Raw genomic sequence first — 20,690 nt, forward strand, 5'->3', positions numbered from 1 at the left:
AAAATTACATCAATTTGCCATTCTTTTCTATGGTCATCGTCATAATTATCTGTCAATTGTTGTGAACTGTGATCCAGTAGTTTTTGAGTATTTATACCTTGATATCGATACAATTTTTTTGATAATGATCTTTATTGCATGTGTAGTTATGCATAATAATCAACCAAAACTTTAAAGCTTCATTTAACATAGATTTATATGACAGAGAAACAAGACTGACATTTGACGTTGTACTATATGCAGGGGGCTTTCATTCAGTTGCTGGCCTCTGTTCTTATTTTCTACTGGAAATCTCTATTGACGATATGAAATTTCTAAAAATTATGGGTGTTGAAGTATGCATATTCAGATTTTAATTGGTAGTGTTCGTCAGGGGCGTATTGGGCCACAAATAGCATGCTGGGTTAAAGATGTGGTAAGCCAAAAATACTCTACAGAAATTATTGATTTAAAAGATTGGTATTTACCAATGGATGATGAACCTGGATTGCCTGCTGAAGGTATTTATATGCATAAGCATACAATTGCGTGGAGCAAAAAAATTCAAGAAGCAGATGCCTATATATTCGTTTTTCCACAGTATAATTGGGGTTACCCAGCGGCATTGAAAAATGCTATAGATCATTTGTATAAAGAATGGAATAAAAAACCGGCGATGATGGTCAGCTACGCAAATAGAGGAGGGGGTAAAGCTGCACATCAATTACAGCAAGTTCTGGAAGGAATTCACATGAATGTGACTGATACGAATTTAGAAATAAAACTCTCAGAAATTAAATTTTCTCAGTCTGAAGATGTCACTAACTACCCTGAATCCCTTTATCATTATGAAGACAATCTTATAATGGCAATGAATCAGATGCATGATATTCATTCTTATTGAGAATAAAAGTCAAAACGTTGCATTATCAAAATTACTAATTAAAAATTTAGATAATAATTAATGGGTTACCACATAATTTATAGATTGAAACCTCGCTTAACGCGGGATTTTCTGTTTTCTGAGGAATTGATAATGCAAATATTAACAGAGTTAGTATTTAGACCAGTTAAAGAAACGTTAATAGAAAATATAGACGATATATGTATTGATACAGTTAATATATTTAGTTACACACTATAGACGAAATTAATAACTTATGAATATCAATTTACTCACCACCTGAGTAGTATTCTTCGTAGCCAACAACGCATGTTTATTTAAAACAGCTAAAATAGTATGGAAGAGCGACTGGTGACTATAAGTTTACTAAAGCATGAATGCAATTTTGCTAAGAATAAATTATTGCAAATGTGTTCAAGGTGAAATTTAGCATTTGCATTAACATGGCAATGATAAAAAGTATGCAAACCTACTAAATATCAGTGAGATATATAAAAACTGCTAAGGAACACTTAAATGAAATCCCTTATGAACAAAACAATAAAAAATAGAGTTAAGAAAGGGGTGTTTAGTTCGTTATTACTGACTTTCAGTGCGCTTTCTTATGCCGGTGTTACATGTACTCCTCTAGGAGCGTGGTTCCCTTTGCCATTACTATCTATTGATATGAATACAATACCAGGAAATATCCCTGCTGGAACAACATTAGGTAGTGGTTTTTCAGCTATATCATGGAATTGTAATTTTTCAGGATCTCAAGCGGATAGAACTATCTGGTTTTACAATCAAACGCCCGCATCAACTAAAGCTTATCTTCTCTCTAGTGGCGTTAGAGTTTATCAATCAGCTTATAGCACTAATGAAGTAGAAATTACAGCATCGAATACACCTAGATTAATGGTTGGGTATTGGAATACAGGTAATTATTCAATAGCTTTGTGGCATACGTTTACTATAAAGCGCGGAGCGGGACCATTAAAATCATTTGATACAGGTAATTTTACTCTCGGTTATCACACAGATGGTGTGGGAAATCGTATTGGTGATAATTACACTATCCGTCTGGTAGGAACATTAGTTAACTATTGCCCGACACCTATTGTTACGATGAGTGATGAGGTGGTCGATTTTAAAGAGCTGACGACAGACCAATTTGAAAATAATAAAACAGTAAAAGAAAATTTTAATTTAACATTAACGCCTGTTTCAACATGTGAAGCCGCACTGGAAGTTAGTGTTAAATTTCAAAGTAATAAAGGCGTAGTCAATAATAAATATTTAGTTTTTGATAATGGCTTACAGATGGCGATTACAGACAGAAGTTTAGGGCAAGAAATTCGCTTTGATCAAGAATATTATAAAGGTGTTATTTCTCAGCAAAAACCGGGTAATTACCTTTATTCAGCGGAATTATCTAAAGAAAATAATTCAACGATTAAACAAGGCCCCTTTAGTAATACAGTCAATGTTTTATTCTCATATAGGTAATAGAAACATAGTTTTCAAATATTGTTGATGAAAATAGAAAGATGATAAAATAATCAAAAGTATATGTGAGGTATTTTAAATAAGCTTTAGTTTCATTTTTAAGCTTTACTTGTATCAATTTAATCAAAGGCTGCGCATTGTGTGGCCTTTTTTGTATATAGTCACTAAGAATCAATAATTTAAAGCAAAAAAAACCTGCCTAAGAAGGCAGGTCTATTAGCTGAACTAATAATTAAACATGTTTTAATTCAGTATCATTTTCTTGATTGAAAACTGATTTATCAGTTTCGCCCATTAATTGGCTTGTTACAGTACCTGCTGTCATAGAACCACTGACGTTAAGTGCTGTACGGCCCATATCGATCAGTGGCTCAACGGAAATCAATAGAGCAACAAGTGTGACGGGCAGTCCCATTGCAGGTAGCACGATTAGCGCTGCAAATGTTGCACCACCACCCACACCTGCGACACCTGCTGAGCTGATAGTCACCAGACCCACTAACGTTGCTATCCACAGAGGGTCAAATGGATTGATTCCCATTGTCGGTGCAACCATAACTGCAAGCATTGCAGGGTAGATACCCGCACAACCATTTTGACCAATAGTTGCACCAAAAGAGGCAGAGAAGCTCGCAATCGACTCAGGAATACCAAAACGACGTGTTTGTGTCTCGATATTTAGCGGGATACTTGCGGCACTTGAACGACTAGTAAATGCGAAAGTTAGTACAGGCCCTGCTTTTTTGAAAAAGGTAATAGGGTTCAAACCTGTTGACGCGACTAATATGCCGTGAATAACAAACATAATGGCAATAGCGACATAAGATGCAATGACGAATGTCCCTAGGTTAATGATGTCTGCAAGATTAGAGCTCGCAACGACTTTTATCATTAACGCCATAACACCATAAGGGGTTAAACGCATAACTAAACGCACTAATTTCATTGCCCACGCTTGTAGCACATCAATAGCCGCTAATGCTTTCTCACCGCGTTCTTTATCATCTTTAAATAGTTGCAGTGCAGCTACACCGAGGAATGCAGCAAAGATAACAACACTGATGATAGAAGTTGGACTTGCGCCAGTTAAATCAGCAAACGGGTTTTTAGGGATAAATGATAAAATCAGTTGTGGAACCGTTAAATCTGAAACCTTACCAATATAGTTAGTTTGGATAGCACTTAGACGTGCTGTTTCTGATTGGCCTTGAACTAAGCCTTCAGCTGTCAGCCCAAACATATTGGCAATTAATATACCAACCAATGCAGCGATTGCCGTAGTGAATAACAACGTGCCGATTGTTAGAAAGCTAATTTTACCTAGTGATGAGGCCTTATGTAGCCTTGCTACCGCACTCAAAATAGAGGCAAAAACTAATGGCATAATGACCATTTGTAATAGTTGAACGTAACCATTACCTACGATATTGAACCAAAGAATGGAGTCTTTTACTGTTTGGTGGCCGCTGCCGTACACTAAATGTAGTACGACACCATAAGCAACACCGAAAACGAGACCAACCAATACTTTTTTAGACAGGCTCCAGCCTTTTGAACCAAGTTTTGCTAGCAGTATTAGTAATGCCACAAAAACGAGTAAATTTATAATTAGAGGAATATTCATTCCGGACTCCAAATCGCTGATTTTAAATTACGTTGCTTGTTATTTAATCCTTCATGGTTATAAGGATTATATTTCTTCTAACAATTGGTTATATGTTATCAGGTGATAAAACACATTTCTTATAATGAAAAGTAATAAGATAGTTTTATTCATGCTTACAGTATATTACAAAAGCGGCGTTTATGTAGACAAGTGTATATCCATTTGATTATGAATATATTTTATTGCGCTCTCAATTTGAAAGTAAAAATCCAACTGGTAGCCTGCCGGTAACAAACATGCACAAACAGTCAAAAACACAGAAATAAAACGCTCACCTCGTTTGCTATTTTTACTGCGTAATAATGGTAGGCAAAAACGTTGAGGTAAAGGCCATAGAAGAGGAACCCCTGATGGAGTGAGCATATCGGCGACAAGATGACTCAGATAACCTAATAAAAAAGCTTGAATTAAATCACTGGGAATACCCCAATCAACAGGTAACCATTGATAGCAGGAAATCATTAATATAAGCCATGCTATTAAGCTATGAGTAAAGCCACGATGGCCACAGAGTTTTGATATCGGAAGGGAGACTATACGTAACAGACGCCCAGGGATAGATGAAGGGTGGTCAATATCGGGCAGTAATGCACCTAATAACGTTCCTGGGATCATGTGCAGCCAATCACCTTGAGCAAGCTCAGGCGTTAATTGTAATTTATGAGCCATTATTAACGAGGCGACGGAAAAAAGCAGATGCCCTTCAGCAGTCATGGTGGATAAAATACCATCTGTTTATCTATACAGTTAAATGGCAGTATAAAACGTTTAAAAAGAATATGATAGAGGGAGTAAGTTAAAAAAACTCTTATTTATTAGCAGATAACAAAAGAATTTTATTCTCTGATGCAAATTCCCCTATCGAAAGTGGATAGGGGAGCGCACTTATTAATTTATGAGGCAATGATTAGCGTAAATATTCAGCAGTTAAGTCATTGAGTGATGCCAGTTTCACATCAGCTAATCCGAAACGAGGATCGTTGAAATGTTGACGATCCGGTATCACAATAGAGCGCATTCTTGCCGCTTTTGCCGCTATCATACCGTTGAATGAATCTTCTAAAGAGACGCAATGGATTGGTTTTGTCGACAGTTGTGCCGCTGCTTTAAGATAAACTTCAGGATGCGGTTTACTCATGGGTAAATCAGCCGCAGAAACTACCGCTGAAAAATAATGGCGAATATTAAGCAGCTCTAGAACTCTTTCTAACATATACATCGGCGAGGCAGAGGCTAGGGCAATTTTTAAATCTAAAGAGCGACATAATTCCATTGCATGTTCGACACCAGGAAGAACAGGACGAGTTTCTTCAACTAGACCAATAACGCGGTCAATAATTCGTTGTTTCGCTTCTTCTTGGCTACAACCTTGCCAAGGTGAAGCTTGATACCAAAGTTCAACAACGTGATCAATACGTAATCCAAGTGTGTCTGGAAGTGAATCAGCGATAGAAAGATCAAGCCCCAACTGTGAGAAAACCTCATGTTCTGCTTGTGCCCAAAAAGGCTCTGAGTCTATTAGCAAGCCATCCATATCAAAAATAACGGATTGGATAGGTAATTTATGGTACATGTCAAAACTCCATTCATGTATGAGTGTATTCTTGCCAGATTTCAAGTGATTGAATCTAAATAAAACATCACAATAGACAGTGTTCTCATTGTGATTGGCAACTTGAAAGTGTTAGCGCCTACTTTGAGTGATGCATTGTAGCAAGTCAGCACCCGATTAGACATATACAGCTAGCGCTAATATTGAACCCATTAGTGCATAGGGCACTTGAATAATCTGAAAGTGATAACAAAACTATCATTTCTAAATGGAAATTTGTAGAGGATGGGCAATTTCAGCTATTATTAATAGGAAAATTGGGTGACAAAAATAAATATTGTTAAGGAATAGTTGCAATGAATTTCCGCAATGCTAGTTATATCGCTATTGGTAAACGTATTTTGGGGTGGGTTGTATTTCTTGTGGCGTTAGTTTCTACGTTAGCTTCTTTAATTAAACTAGCAGCGATAAAAGGATTAGAAGGTGAAGGGATTAATGCGGTCGCGAATGATTTTATAAAATTGATGGCCGAAATGACTCGTCAAAGTACCGCATTCCTTAATATTTTTTGGAATAACTCACCAATACCTCATGCCGCAGATGGTTTATCTGCTAACAATATTAGTTTTACGGTAATTTTTGTTTTTATATTTGTTGGGCTTGCTTTAAGTGCTTCAGGATTGCGGATGTACAGACAAATTAAGTTTATTCGTGAAAGTCTTGAAGATCACGTAATTTTGGAAAAAGCCAAAGGTATAGAGATTTCAAAAGAAGAATTAGAAGCTAAAGTGACTATCCCTCGACACACTATTTTTACACAATTCTTTATTTTATATTTTTGGCCAGTTGTGCTAGGAATTGGTATTTTCTTTATGTTGAATTTTTTAAATTGGTAGGTTCTATTAACCGTAGAAATTATAGTTATTGAGTCTAATAAGTTATCCGAATCACTTAAAAAGTTAAGTGATTCGGCATTACGCTAGCGCAGTATTTTATTGTGTTTCAATCAATTTATCGATGATCGCTCTTGCTTGCAGGTAACTTTGTTCATTACCAAAAATATTGGCTTGATTGAGTAAATAATAAAGTTGATAAATCGGTTGTCGTTCCAAAAAACCATTAGGTAGCGGCCATACGCTTTGATAGCCATCAATAATTTGAATTGGTAGCTCATGATATAAAGGCAACATAGCAATATCACATTCTCTGTCTCCCCAATAACAGGCAGGATCATAGAGAACACCGTCAATATGATTTGTTACTGCGCAATTAGCTGGCCATAAATCGCCATGTAATAAAGACGGCTGAGGTTGATGTCCCGAAAGACGGTTTTTAACAATATCAACAATCAATTGAATATCACCAAATACCATCCCTTTTTCAGAGGCAAGCTGTAATTGTAATCCAATGCGTTTTTCTGCAAAAAATGAATTCCATCGTTTTTCCCAGCCATTTGGTTGGGTGATGGTACTTAGCATAGTGTCAAAATCAAAACCATAACTCGGTTGTTCTTCCCATTGATGCAAGCGAGCAAGTTGTTGACCAAAGTGCCAAGCGTTTGTGGCGTCAAAGGGTTTTAATGGGAAATATTCAAGAAGGAGGAAGCTATGATGTTTATTGTTACCAACACCATACACTTTAGGGATAGTGACGGTCTGGCTTTTTGCTAATATTTCTAACTGTTCAGCCTCTTGTTTAAACAGCGGCAAAAACTCGCGTCGATTTTGCTTAATGAATACGGTGTGTTCACCGTAGTCAATGCGTAATGTATGGTGAATGTCACCCCCTGATAGCATGACTTTATTACGCAGCTCCGCTTCACCTAAGTGTTCACTTAATAAACGACACATTGCTTGCCACATGATCCACCTCGCTTTGCTTTGGTCTTCATTAATACAATACTATAGCGACAGTTTAGGAATTAATAGTGATAATTGTATAAAAAGAAGAGCCTATCACGAAATAACTGGCAGGATATTTTGTCTTTATATAAATCTAAGACACAGTAAATGAAGTACATCACAATTTATCTAAATTGAGAATGTTCAGATAATCTGGATACAAAACAATATCAGCGAGCTTTTGATTCACAATCTAAGGTAAACTGACAAACAAAATCAAGATTGAGATAAGGGATGATATGGGCGCTGATTTTGAAAAACCACGCTGGTTAAGAGATTTAATTCGATTTATTCCATTGAAAAGCCAGTTTGTTTTATTTGGTAATGTTCGAGATTTACAAGCCAGTGAAATAGCACCAAATATTGTGACGCCTTTACCGTTTAATCAATCGCTATTTAATAGCTTATTTGAAATTGGTTATACGCATATCATTACCTATACGCCATTGTTGGGTTTTCAATGGGTACCAAACCTAGCGCATAATGCGCAAGAGGGCGCTTTGCTGATGCAAAATCTGGGCCTTAATACCACAGATGATAAAGCGGCAGGTGGCATTGATATGCTCAATCACATATTAGATAAATTTGTAAACTATAAAGAGCAACCTATTGCACTTTGTATTGATTTTGCCTCATGTTTAATTTCTCATCGAGATAACTTAACACCAGCAGAACACGGCTTGTTTACGCGCGCATTAGTGGCTTCACACCAAGTGAAAGCTCGTCCTGCTGGAGAGAATAACTTACCGTTTTATAATTCATTATTTTGGATTGTTGAAAAAGAAACGGATTTACCTGATTGGTTTTTGGTGAATAACCCACGCATCCGTGCAATTCCAGTAGCAAAACCGGATAGTCAAATACGGCGTATACTTGCGCCTACATTGTTAGGATCATTATCTGGTTTTACTCAAATCAGCGAGCCAGAAAAAGAAAGTCTTTTAAATGACTTTATCGATGAGACAGAAGGATTGTTATTACTTGATTTAACAGCAATTATCCAATTGGCACGAATTGAAAACGTAGATGTTATTCGAATCGGTGATGCCGTCCGTCGTTATAAAGTCGGGATCACCGAAGACCCTTGGAAGAAAATTGATAAACAAAAAATCCATCATGCGCCAGACGTTATTCAACGTCGAGTTAAAGGCCAGCAACATGCGGTCACCCATTTATTAGATATTATTAAACGCGCAATGACTGGCGTGGGAAGCAATAAAGGCGGGCGTCCCCGAGGCGTGGTATTTTTAGCAGGACCTACAGGGGTTGGTAAAACAGAGCTCGCAAAAACGGTTACGCAATTACTTTTTGGTGATGAAAATGCGTATATCCGCTTCGATATGTCTGAATTCAGTGCCGAACATGCTGACCAACGGCTAATTGGTGCTCCTCCAGGTTATGTTGGCTATGATTCTGGCGGTGAATTGACTAATGCAATTCGAGAAAAGCCATTTAGTGTTGTTCTATTTGATGAAATTGAAAAAGCACATCCTCATTTAATGGATAAGTTTCTTCAAATTATTGACGATGGTGTTTTAACATCGGGACGAGGCGACCGTGTTTATTTCTCTGAATCTTTAATTATTTTTACTTCAAATTTAGGTATCTATCGACTTGATAGTAATGGGGAACGAGTTGCCAACGTACAGCCTCATGAACCTTTTGAAACCGTGACTCGAAATGTTAAAAGCGAGATAGAACGTCATTTTAAATTAGTGTTGAATCGCCCTGAATTACTTAATCGTATTGGTGAGAATATTATTGTTTTTGATTTTATTCGTCCTGATGTTGCTGAACAAATTTTCGAGCAAATGGTGAGTAGTATTCTTTTAGGTATAGAGAAGCAAGGATTGGTTATATCGATATCAAATAACGCTAAGCAAATACTCAATAACTGCTGTTTAACTGACCTGTCCAATGGTGGGCGCGGTATTCGCAACCAACTCGAAACTCATTTAATTAATCCATTGTCCCGTGCAATTTTTGATAACGATTTACAAGTCGGTACTGCTTATCAAATCACTGATATTGTTCTTGGCGGAACTACTCAAATTTCGTTATCTCCTGTGGTGAATTAATGTAATGGAAATTAGTTTGTCTCGTATGCATTTTCCAGTCACAACATTAGGGCCAGGTAACCGTATTGGTATTTGGATGCAAGGTTGCTCTCTACGCTGCAAAGGGTGTTTATCGCCGGATACTTGGTCTGTAAAAAATAATGGCATCACGGTTGAGGTACTGGTTGAACAAATGAAAGATTGGTTGCCTTTTGCCGATGGTATCACTATTTCTGGAGGAGAACCCTTTGAGCAACCCGAGGCATTGCATTCTTTGTTAGTTGCAATACGCAAAATTTCTCAAGGAGATATTTTAGTTTATAGCGGTTATGAGTGGCATAAAATTGAGTCGCAAGTTTCTGCTATGAAAGGATTAATAGATGCGCTGATCAGCGAGCCTTTTCAAGTTAAAGCGACACAAACTAAAATACTCAGAGGTAGTGATAACCAACAATTACATATGTTAACAGCGCTAGGTCGAAAACGTTTTGAGCAGTACGAAAGAACGATGACTACAAAAGATAAAATTTTGGATTTATCGGTTGATGAAACGGGACGGATTTTTCTAACCGGTATACCTCAGCGTGATGATATGCAGCGTTTACGATTATTACTTGAGCAGCAAGAACAATCATTAAAACAACTAAAAAAATAACGATATTGGAACAACGGATGACCATGATACGCTTTTGCCCCCATTGCCATACAGAACGCCCTTTAACTGAAATTTTTTGCGCAGGGATGATTAATCTTGAACAAAATAACAGTAAAACCTGTGGCTGGGATTTAACGCTTGAGCCTATTCATGAGTCCGGTTGGCGACCATTAACTGGTGAAAGTGTTGGTCTTATTGACATACCAGTTGTTGAAACGGAATCAATAAATACAGATAATCCGTCGTTATCATCGCTTGTTTGTACCAATGGTCATCCTATGAACGACGGTGATTTCATCTGCTTTACTTGTGGCGCTGACGCTGCACCATCCCATGTACACGAAAACACAGACGTGCTTGCTCCTGAATCGCCAAAACAAATTATTGGTGATTGGCAATTAGAGCAGCGTATTAATGGGATTGATAGTACAAGAGAACGCTATCTGGTTAACCATATAACGACAGGGCAATGTGGCATTCTCACGCTTTATCAAAAAGGTGAAGAACCCGATCCTGCTGTTTATCAAGTACTAAAATTAATTCCTACCGACCATGTTCCTGAATTTTATCAAATTGGTCGCTGGCAACAACGGGCTTGGCATGTCACTGAACGCCTTAGTGGTGGTTCATTGAGCCAATTTATCGAACAAGGTGACTTTTGGCAGCCCACTGAGATCCCAAAATTAATTGAAGAAATGGGTCAAGCGATTGCTGCTTTTACTGAACACGGATTGCGGCATCGCGACTTGCGTCCATCAAATTTATTGATCCGCAGTCGTGATCCTCTTGATATTGTTGTGATTGAATATAGTTCTGCATGCTTATCTGAATTTGATCTTGATATTGTATCTCCTTTAGATATTTCCCGTTATAGCGCGCCTGAAACATTGGCTGGGGGAGTGAGTGCAGCGTCAGATTGGTGGAGTTTGGGGATTATTTTACTTGAGCAATTGACTCAAGGTGAGTGCTTTGCTCATATTCAAGATAATGCCTTTTTGATTCAAGTTATGACCAATGGTATTGATTTACCTGATGATATTGATAGCAATATACAATTGTTACTTCGTGGGTTATTGTGTCGCGATCGCTTTTTGCGTTGGTAGTGGCCACAAGTTTCTGCTTGGTTGCAAGGTCATCCTGTCCAGGCTCCTGAATCTTCAATCGAGAATTTTCAACCACAAAATCATCAAATCCAATTTGCTAGTTTTCAGTTCAGTCAACTCGATGCATTTGCGATGGTGGCGGGTGAGAAAAAGCATTGGGATGAGGCTGTTCAATTATTGATGCGTGGTGAAATTAGCTCATGGGTCGCTAAATTTACTAATGCAAATCAGGTGATTAAGCAATTACAGAACTTGGTTGATATGCAAGTTCATCAAGATATGGACGACAGTATTAGACTTACTTTGGCGTTGAAGATACTCAATCCTAATATGCCATTTGTCTATCGTGGCGAGATTATTACACCATCATGGTTACTTGATAATCCTTCATTAGCTTATCAACTTATTTGTGAACCATTAAGTCAATATATACAAGCGATTGATGCTCAGCATTGGTTGGTTCAGCTGTATTATCGCCAAAATCAAGTTCGTCAGCGGGCACAACAACAAAATATATTATTGAGTGAACAAAGCTTACGGCTTTATTTACTGATTACATCTATAAGCCAATTAGCAGCCCGTTGGGATATTATTCACCAGCAATTTCCTGATTCACATAATGAAAGTTTACAAGCGCTATTTGATCGTCAAAATAAACAAGATGTCGATTATATTTTGTTATTAAGTGCAGATATTGGTCAATTAATATCCCTCGAAACTATCATTAATGAAGCATCAGTATTAGCGAAACAACATGATGTTGATAATTTTAATGATGATAGTGCGAGACAGCAGCTTTTATTACCTCGCAATGAGTTATATTCATTATTGAGTGAATGTTTGAGTGATTTTAAAAGAATTGGAATTGCAGAATTAGATAGCTGGTCTGAACGATATCTATTAACTCGTCGCTTACCATTGAATAAAATATTAGTGATGTTGGCTGTGCCTATAAATCAATGGCAAGTTCCGGAGTCACAAAAATATATCTTAGAAGTATTATATTTTTTCTCGCAAAAACTCATTTCTGTCACCCAACGCGGTAGTTTAGTTCGTATGCGTTTAACGCAAAATACAGGCAGAGTTGATCTAACCGAATGTGATAATTCTTTGCATAGTTCATCAGCACATAGTGCTAGTGTGTTACTCGAACATATTATTAACCGAAAAAAAAGCGGCGTATCTATTGATAGTGACTTATTATTACAACGCAGTGGTGTCAATAATCGCTTACGTATTCTACAGTCTAATACGCAGTTATATCAAAGAGATACTGGTATTAATGGCATGTATCTTGGCTTTCCATTCTTATTGATTAACACTCAGCCGAATCTTGTGAAACCACGTATTGCCCCGTTATTTTTGTGGCCAGTATCATTGTTGTCATCAATTGCTCAAAATCGTCCAATTCAATTAAGTTTCGATAATGAAAGAGCAGCAATTCGTTTAAATCCGGCGTTAGCTAATTTTGTGGGGATCCCTGCTGTCAATGAATGGCAAAAAGTATTAGATAAATTACTATCGAAATCAGGGTTAAGTATTGAAGATATTATGGATACGTTGTCATCTTTATTGCCTGTAAAACAATCAATTTTGACCCCGTTACCGATAATTGACGACGCAATCGCCGATAATAGTGCTGAAATTGTGTGTTCGGCGGTGTTGTTCCATACTTCATTTATTGGTCAAGCAATGAGCAGTGACTTACAGCAAATCGCCTCATTGCCGATTAACCAAACCGCTCTAGCCACAATGTTGAACTTGCCTTTACATTCTAGCGATAACGAAAAATCCAGCTCGACTGATGTCCATTTTGACGCATCTACAATCAATCAATTCACACTTTCATTACTCGATCCTTCACAGGAACAAATTGTAAATACCGCTCGTACCAATACTGGGCTATTGATTGAAGGGCCGCCAGGAACAGGAAAGAGCCAAACTATTGTGAGTTTAATTGCAGATGCAATTGGTTTACAAAAAACAGCATTAGTGATTTGCCAAAAACCTGCTGCATTAGAGGTAGTTTATAAGCGGTTGGTTGCGAGTGGTTTATCAGACAGAGTGCTGATGGTTAATCAGAACCAAAAAAGCAGAGAGATTATTTTAGCGGTTAGAGAACAAATTGAGCAGATATGGGCAAAGGAAAGTAATGAAAAAAATTGGCTAGAACAGCGTTTGTACCTTGTTTCTCGTGTTCAACGTTTTGAAGAAAAACTAGACCATTATTATCAATCAATGTATCAGGTCGATAATACATATAAGTTGTCATATAAAGAGGCGCTCACAGGGCTAATTCAATTAGAGCAAAAATCACATTATTATTTTGATAACGAAAAAATTACCGAACATTTATGTTTATTAAATAAACACAGTCTTGAGGTATTAACCGAAGATTTAAGACAACATGGCCTACAATGGTGGCAACTTGACTATGAAAATAGTGCGTTAAGAAAGTTAGCACAATTTTCAGTCAATGATCTGCAATATGAATTAGTTAATCAATATATTGTGCCATTTATCCAAATAGAAAAGGAACGTGAACAGGCTTATGCTTCTGCTTATAACAAAATAACGATTACACAGTTAACTAATCATGAGCAAGCGATTAAGCAATGTGAAGAACATTTGTTATCACAATCAGTGGAACAGTGGCAATGTTTATCGAAATGGTTAGTACTGTTTCTAAATCGGAGAGATGATGAGCGGGTGGAAAATAGTCTAATTGCTCAACTCGAACAATTAAATCAACGATTATTAGCCATTGATGACTTAGGTTGCGATCCTTTATTATTTCAATTATTGGCACCAATAAATAATCAAGTTTTAGCACAATTATCATGGGCTATTACCGATAAACTCGAAGGTTCATTCTTCCGTTTCATCAATCCATTTTATTATCAGCGTCTAGGTCGATTAAATAACTTTATCGCCTCCAGTGGAATGTTTGGCGATAAAGAAAAACTCATTGTTTTACTTAAAAATATCAAAGTTGAACAACAGTGGCGCTTGTTATATCAAGAGCTTTTACCTTTTTATCAACAATTGTCCATTGAAACTAATACCCAAAATGGTGAATGGCGGCAAGCATTGCATGTTTTGATTGGACAATTAAAACAGGTTGAATCCTCAGCGGTGATATTAGCTCAATATCCCGAGCAGGAGCATATTATCAATGGGATAACCAATCAGCCACAGGCTGAATTTACTCAGCTTATATTTACTCAGCAATGCTTAGAAATTAAATCTGCTATTTTAAAAGCGACAATGCAGGCAAAAAGTTTACGGTTATTACATGTATTACAAAATGCATTCACAGAAGAGAGCTTTGAACAATTTAGTCAAGCGATCGATTTAGGACAGTCGCTGGCAAATGAGCTTGAGAAATTAAATGATGAGCTACCTAAACTAGCTAAATTTCAACTATTTAGAGAGCAAATTGCGCATTTTACTGATAGCCATTGGTATTTCTTGTCTTTAATGCATTCTAAGCTTGGTGATACGGCATCTTATGTTGAAAGCGATTGGGTTGACGAATTAATTCAATCCATTAAATATGAATTTTTTATCTACGTAAAAAGACAATTTGAAGTGCAAAGACCGGCTTTAGCAATGGATAATTTACAGTTTATGTCAGATGTGGCTCAACTAACAGACGCTCAAAAGCAATTACATGATTTTAATAAACAAGCGCTTCCCCTAAATATTGAAATTGAGAAATTAGCGTCGAGACGGGATTGGGAAGAGATTACGCGTTTGGCTGGACCTCGTGCTAGGCGTTTACGTGAATTTATTAGCGAAGGGAGCCAAATGGGATTAATGCAATTACGCCCAATTTGGTTGATGACACCTGATGTTGCAAGCCAAGTCTTACCGCTTAAAGCGGCAATGTTTGATAGCGTAATTTATGATGAAGCTTCACAAATGCCAATTGAGTTTGCACTTTCGACTCTGTTTAGAGGAAAAAAAGCTATTGTAAGTGGCGATGAAAAACAGATGCCACCTTCTAAGTTTTTTACGGGTAAACAGATAGAAGAAGAGGACAATGATGAAGAATTTGATGAGCAGCAAGATCAAGCTGATGCTCAATGGGACTATCGTCAAATCACAGATTGCCCAGACTTATTGCATTTAGCCCGAACTGTATTACCAGTACATACTTTGGATATTCATTATCGTTCTGCTTATCGAGAGCTAATTAATTTTTCAAATTTTGCTTTCTATGAAAATCGTCTCAATATTCCAGCGCAGCTTTCAACAACCGCCATTAATAAAATAAAACCACTACATTTAATCTCCGTGGGTGGTACTTATATTAATCAAAGTAATGAAGCGGAAGCTATTGCAGTTGTTGAGCATCTAGAAAAAATTTGGCAAATGCCGTTCGAAAAACGTCCTTCAATTGGTGTGGTAACGTTTAATCAAAAGCAAGCACTATTAATTAATCAACATATTCGAGCTAAAGCGCAACAAGATGAGTATTTCTTACAAGCTTATACGCAAGAAAACCAGCGGCAGAAAAATGATGAGGACATGTCATTTTTTGTGAAAAATGTAGAGAATGTACAAGGTGATGAACGGGACGTTATTTTATTCTCGACCACTTTTGGACGAAATGCCCAAGGGACATTTAGACGAAATTTCGGTGTATTAGGGCAAACAGGAGGGGAACGTCGTTTAAATGTTGCGATTACGCGAGCCCGTCAACAAGTCATTATTATGTCATCAATGCCAATTGATGAAATTTCTGACTTATTGAATACCTTTAGAAAGCCTGATATCCCTCGCGATTATCTTCAAGGCTATTTAGCCTATGCGACAAATGCATGTAACCCATTAATGCAAAAAGAGAATGAACGTTTGCTTAATCGTATGTGCCATACTCAGACTGCGATTGAATCTAGTTATCATCAGCAAGATGCATTTATTGAATCTGTTAAAGCATTTATTCAGTTAAATGGCTGGAAAATTGCTCAATCAAAGCAGACAGATTTATTTTATTTTGATTGCTTAATTGAGGATGAAAATAGCGGCAATTTTCTAATTGGTATTGAGTGCGATATGCCCTTTCATCCTTTATTGAAAAATGCGCGAGCAAGAGAATTATGGCGTAAAATGGTGCTAAAACAAGTGGTTCCAGTGTGTCATCGTGTCTCCATCAAGGAATGGTATTATGACCGCACTATGGCACAACAACGTTTATTTGAGGCTGTGAATCAAGCTTTATTACTTTCATCCACCACAAAGACGTCAATGACGAGCATTTGTAACCAAAACAGTTAGGTAGCTTAGAGATGAGTTCATCCGTTCACCGCATTACCGTTAGAGAAATGAATGAAATCAAATGTCGTCGCCAGCTTGCGGTGATGAATCGTTTGTTCAAACAATGGCAAAAATTGAGTCAACAGGGAAACTATAACGAAAAGCGAATTTCACAACTCAATACGATATATACAAAAATTGAGAGGGATGCCCTAGAAATTGCAAAACAGACGTCTCGTCATTTAGTACAACTCAATAAAGATGTAAAAGAATTTACTGTAGTCTTGATGGAGGAAATGCGTGATGTCAGGGAAAAAAGGCTTGATCAACAAGCGTTAAACGCAAGGACTGAGATATATCGACAACGTAATTATATTGAGCTCATTGCACTTCTTCGCCAGCAGTTACCAACAGAAACGGATTTGATTTCAGCGCTAGAACAAGCGAGTAGTTTAAGTGTCGAGCAGATGAATCTGTTAGTTTTCCGCGCACTTTCTGTATTAGAAATTAATTCGACACAACCAACTGATGTTGAAAAGCAGTTATTGAGCGAATTAAAAGCGCAATCGGAAGAGGTTAAGCAATTCTGGCATAGTGGTGCACCCCAAAGTCCATTTTCTTTACAGTGCGAACAAATTGCACTGATGATTGAAAAACTAAAACAAATTGGTACAACTCAGGAAGTTCAAAGTAGTGAGCAACAGCTTAATTTGATTCAGGCAATGGAACAAAGCTCAAAACGTCATTTGCGTGCAGATTCACTCCTATTAACAATGGCTTCTCAACTGAGAGAGAGTCAGCAAAAAATAGAATTAGTTGATAGAATTGAACAATTAATTGATGAATTAGCTATTTTTGAAAATGCAGACCGTACAGTGATTGAGGATGCATTAAAACTGATGAATAGTGGTACCTTGATTCAATATACACAAATGATTGAAAAAATTGAGATAATTATTGAGCAAGCGGAACAGGAAATCATTGCTCAAGCGCAGAGAAAAACGGTATTAGATGGTCTGAGTCAATTAGGTTATCAAGTTAACGATAATGCAGTTAAGTCATGGCTAGATGATGGAAAAGTGGTTGTGACACATCCTTCAACTCCAGGTTATGGATTGGAATTAGGGGGAACTCAAACGCGTTTTCAAACACGTACAGTGGCTTTTTCAGCTGATAGAGATATTAACCGAGACAAAGATGTAGATGCAATATGGTGTAGCCAGCATCAACAGTTGCAAGAAATTATTAGTACATCAGACGGGGAATTAGTTGTTGAACGTGCGCTAGCTGCCGGCAGTGGCGAAATGAAAGTGTATGAAAATCAGAATGAACAAAATCAAAGTCACAATAAGGTGCTATATAACCGCCCTCGTACGATGAGTAAATAAATTCACTACTAGTACGATAATGACAAATAGAAAGGCCGAATAGGGTAAATATCCTGACTCGGCCTTTTTTATTTAGTTCTATTTTTTATAACATCTTAAGCAGCGTGCAATTTATTATTAGTCGAAATTTTTGATTTTTTCCGGGCTAAAACTAACTTGCTATATATTAATGCAACAATAAAGTAGACCGCTTGAGTCACGACGATAGTCGGCCCTGTGGTTGCATTAATATGGAAACTTAAAATAGTCCCAATTACACTCGATGTGACAGAGGCAATTACCGCAATAATCAGCATCCAGCCAAAGCTACGACATAGAACGAAAGCAATGATGCCGGGGGATATTAGCATTGCAATGACTAATATGATCCCAACTGCTTGCAACGAAGCCACAATGGTTAAGGCTAGTAGTGAAAGTAATCCATAATGAATTAATTTGACAGGAAGGCCGATGACACGAGCCTGATTAGGGTCAAAACAGTACAGCATGAAATCTTTTCGTTTTAATAAAATGATAGCTACTGTGATGCCAGCAAATAATAAAATTTGCTTAAATTCATCATCGGTAATACCTAAAATATCACCAAACAAAATATGAGTAAGATGCTGTGCGGTATCGATTTTTGCGAACATAACCAGACCAATAGCAAACATACCCGAAAAGACAATACCCATCACGGTATCTTCTTTTATTCGGCTATTTTCTTTTAGGTATCCGGTTGCGACTGCGCAAAAAAGTCCTGACACAAATGCACCAATGGCGAGAGGTATCCCAATTAAAGAGGCAAGAATAATTCCGGGAAGCACTGCATGAGAAATCGCATCTCCCATTAGAGACCAACCTTTTAAAACTAAAAAACAAGACAATATGGCGCAGACAGTACCTGTCACAATGGCGGTAATCAAGGCTTTTTGCATAAATGGAAATGCAAAGGGTGCCATCAACAAGTCAATAAAATCACTCATTTGAGGCTCCTTGTTGTTTTTCTTGGTGCAAGATTGCGACTTCTTTTCGAGCCTTACGGCGAGAAGCAAATAAACCATGTTTAGGGGCAAAGAAGAATGCAAGTAAGAAAATAACAGTTTGCAATGTGACAATTAAGCCACCCGTCGCGCCATTTAAGAAGTAACTTGCATAAGCACCAACAGCACTGGTTACTGTGCCAATAGTGACCGAAATAATCAGTAAACGTTTAAACTGATCAGTTAGCAAATAAGCGGTTGCACCTGGGGTTACTACCATCGCAATGACTAATATTGCTCCGACAGTTTGTAATGCAGCAACGGTACAGGCACTTAATAAGGTAAAGAAAATTATTTTTAAGCGTAACGGATTTAATCCAATCGAGCGGGCATGGCTTTCATCGAAAAAGACAGCTAATAAATCTTTCCATAAGCACATTAATACCACGAACGACACAGCGATAATGATCTCGACTTGCAGAACATCGGCGTCTGCAATTCCGAGAATATTACCAAAAATAATACTTTGTACATTTACTGAAGTTGGGTTTAGCGAAACAATTAACAGTCCGGCGGCAAAGAAAGTCGAAAAAATAAAACCAATGACCGCATCTTCACGTAAACGAGTTAAATGTTTAACTAATGTCATAGCAAGTGCAGCCAGAATACCGGTAAAAAATGCCCCTGCGGCATAAGGTAAGCCCAATGCATAGGCGCCTGCAACACCCGGAACAACCGAGTGGGAGAGCGCATCTCCCATTAATGACCAGCCTTTGAGCATCAGATAAGCCGAAAGAAAAGCACACACTGCGCCAACAATGGCACTGACCCAGATAGCTTTCGCCATAAAGTTGTACTCAAAAGGCTGTAGTAACAACTCAATCATTCTGATTCCTTAGGCTGGTTTTTCCTAACCGGTGCATCATGGTCGTGACCATAGAAAACAGCTGCTCGTTCATCATCGGTAATAACGGTAATTGAGCGTGGATCATCATCGTCATGTAGTTCTTGACCTGACAGGTTAATGTGTCTCAGAACACCACCAAAGGCTTGTTGTAAATTTCTTTGTGTAAATGTGGTCTCTGTTGGACCGCTTGCCAATACGGTACGATTAATCAAAATAACTTGGTCACAAAATTCTGGCACACTGCCTAAATTGTGAGTAGAGACTAAGATTAAATGCCCTTCATCACGCAAACTACGCAGTAAGTCAATGATTGCATTTTCCGTTTTGACATCAACACCAGTAAAAGGCTCATCTAGTAGCAAAACTTTACCTTGCTGAGCAAGGGCTCGAGCTAAAAATACCCGTTTTTTTTGGCCACCGGAAAGCTCACCAATTTGTCTGTCTTCAAGCCCAGAAAGGTCAACTCGCTCTAATGCTACTTTGACGGCTTCTTTATCTTCTTTTTTAGGGATACGGAAAAAACCCATTTTTCCATAGCGTCCCATCATCACCACATCAGAAACCAATACTGGGAAGTTCCAATCAACTTCTTCTGTTTGCGGAACATAGGCAATTATGTTTTCTTTCAAAGCGGCTTTTATTGGTTGATCGTTTAGGGTGACACTACCGGATGATGGGGTCACTAAGCCCATCACCGTTTTAAATAGCGTTGATTTACCACTACCATTTACGCCAACAAGTGCGCAAATTGATCCACCAGAGATATTAAAACTTGCATCATAAATGGCGGTGTGACCATTGTTATAAGTCACTGTCGCATTATCAACGACTAGATTTGGATTTTGGTATTGATTTGAGTTACTCAT

The 20,690-nt window shown here is 37.7% G+C and carries 15 protein-coding genes; 8 read left to right on the plus strand and 7 right to left on the minus strand.

Translation table 11 applies throughout. The features are described 5' to 3' along the window. Positions 1 to 337 precede the first annotated feature (337 nt). Positions 338 to 883 carry an NADPH-dependent FMN reductase gene (locus AAZR93_RS01595; RefSeq protein WP_336430826.1) on the plus strand — a complete coding sequence of 182 codons (546 nt, stop codon included), beginning with the start codon at positions 338 to 340 and terminating at the stop codon, positions 881 to 883. 516 nt (positions 884 to 1,399) lie between these two features. Continuing rightward, on the plus strand, positions 1,400 to 2,371 hold the full coding sequence (locus tag AAZR93_RS01600; RefSeq protein WP_434718793.1) for a fimbrial protein: 972 nt from the start codon (positions 1,400 to 1,402) through the stop codon (positions 2,369 to 2,371). Positions 2,372 to 2,603: 232 nt separating this feature from the next. Here AAZR93_RS01600 and AAZR93_RS01605 read toward each other — a convergent pair whose 3' ends face one another. The 3 genes from AAZR93_RS01605 to hxpB form a co-directional block, all read right to left on the minus strand. After that, a complete protein-coding gene (locus AAZR93_RS01605; RefSeq protein ID WP_294107495.1) occupies positions 2,604 to 3,995 on the minus strand; it encodes an L-cystine transporter in 1,392 nt (463 codons plus the stop codon). 180 nt (positions 3,996 to 4,175) lie between these two features. Continuing rightward, positions 4,176 to 4,751 carry a metal-dependent hydrolase gene (locus AAZR93_RS01610; RefSeq protein WP_434718794.1) on the minus strand — a complete coding sequence of 192 codons (576 nt, stop codon included), beginning with the start codon at positions 4,749 to 4,751 and terminating at the stop codon, positions 4,176 to 4,178. A 193-nt stretch (positions 4,752 to 4,944) separates the two neighbouring features. Further along, positions 4,945 to 5,610, minus strand: coding sequence for a hexitol phosphatase HxpB (gene hxpB, locus AAZR93_RS01615; protein WP_294107491.1), 666 nt, complete (start codon positions 5,608 to 5,610; stop codon positions 4,945 to 4,947). 335 nt (positions 5,611 to 5,945) lie between these two features. Between hxpB and AAZR93_RS01620 the strand changes: the two genes are divergently transcribed. Further along, complete coding sequence (locus AAZR93_RS01620; RefSeq protein WP_294107490.1) at positions 5,946 to 6,485, plus strand: YniB family protein; 540 nt, start codon at positions 5,946 to 5,948, stop codon at positions 6,483 to 6,485. 96 nt (positions 6,486 to 6,581) lie between these two features. Here the strand turns inward: AAZR93_RS01620 and AAZR93_RS01625 are convergent, their stop codons facing one another. Next, a complete protein-coding gene (locus tag AAZR93_RS01625; RefSeq protein WP_434718795.1) occupies positions 6,582 to 7,451 on the minus strand; it encodes a fructosamine kinase family protein in 870 nt (289 codons plus the stop codon). Positions 7,452 to 7,729: 278 nt separating this feature from the next. Here AAZR93_RS01625 and AAZR93_RS01630 point away from each other — a divergent pair, with 278 nt between their 5' ends. Genes AAZR93_RS01630 through AAZR93_RS01650 form a run of 5 tightly spaced genes read left to right on the plus strand, consistent with a single transcriptional unit; the run spans position 7,730 to position 17,955 of the window. Then, on the plus strand, positions 7,730 to 9,568 hold the full coding sequence (locus tag AAZR93_RS01630) for an AAA family ATPase (RefSeq protein WP_294107484.1): 1,839 nt from the start codon (positions 7,730 to 7,732) through the stop codon (positions 9,566 to 9,568). A gap of 4 nt (positions 9,569 to 9,572) precedes the next feature. Beyond that, positions 9,573 to 10,202, plus strand: coding sequence for a 4Fe-4S single cluster domain-containing protein (locus tag AAZR93_RS01635; protein ID WP_434718796.1), 630 nt, complete (start codon positions 9,573 to 9,575; stop codon positions 10,200 to 10,202). Positions 10,203 to 10,219: 17 nt separating this feature from the next. Further along, on the plus strand, positions 10,220 to 11,305 hold the full coding sequence (locus tag AAZR93_RS01640) for a protein kinase domain-containing protein (RefSeq protein WP_434718797.1): 1,086 nt from the start codon (positions 10,220 to 10,222) through the stop codon (positions 11,303 to 11,305). A gap of 21 nt (positions 11,306 to 11,326) precedes the next feature. Further along, positions 11,327 to 16,588, plus strand: a complete 5,262-nt coding sequence (locus AAZR93_RS01645) for an AAA domain-containing protein (RefSeq protein WP_434718798.1) — start codon at positions 11,327 to 11,329, stop codon at positions 16,586 to 16,588. A gap of 11 nt (positions 16,589 to 16,599) precedes the next feature. Then, positions 16,600 to 17,955 (plus strand): hypothetical protein, encoded by a 1,356-nt coding sequence (locus tag AAZR93_RS01650; protein ID WP_434718799.1) that lies wholly within the window; start codon positions 16,600 to 16,602, stop codon positions 17,953 to 17,955. A 95-nt stretch (positions 17,956 to 18,050) separates the two neighbouring features. On the opposite strand, the gene AAZR93_RS01655 is transcribed toward AAZR93_RS01650, so the two are convergent. From AAZR93_RS01655 to AAZR93_RS01665, 3 genes are read right to left on the minus strand one after another with little or no spacing between them, the layout of a single operon-like run. Then, on the minus strand, positions 18,051 to 18,920 hold the full coding sequence (locus tag AAZR93_RS01655; RefSeq protein ID WP_434718800.1) for a metal ABC transporter permease: 870 nt from the start codon (positions 18,918 to 18,920) through the stop codon (positions 18,051 to 18,053). Further along, positions 18,913 to 19,803 carry a metal ABC transporter permease gene (locus tag AAZR93_RS01660; protein ID WP_336430825.1) on the minus strand — a complete coding sequence of 297 codons (891 nt, stop codon included), beginning with the start codon at positions 19,801 to 19,803 and terminating at the stop codon, positions 18,913 to 18,915. Before AAZR93_RS01660 ends, AAZR93_RS01655 begins: the two co-directional genes overlap by 8 nt. Further along, positions 19,800 to 20,690: a manganese/iron ABC transporter ATP-binding protein gene (locus AAZR93_RS01665; RefSeq protein WP_336430824.1), complete on the minus strand. Its 891-nt coding sequence runs from the start codon at positions 20,688 to 20,690 to the stop codon at positions 19,800 to 19,802. Before AAZR93_RS01665 ends, AAZR93_RS01660 begins: the two co-directional genes overlap by 4 nt.

The sequence above is a fragment of the Providencia sp. Je.9.19 genome (assembly GCF_051129765.1).
Lineage (GTDB): Bacteria > Pseudomonadota > Gammaproteobacteria > Enterobacterales > Enterobacteriaceae > Providencia.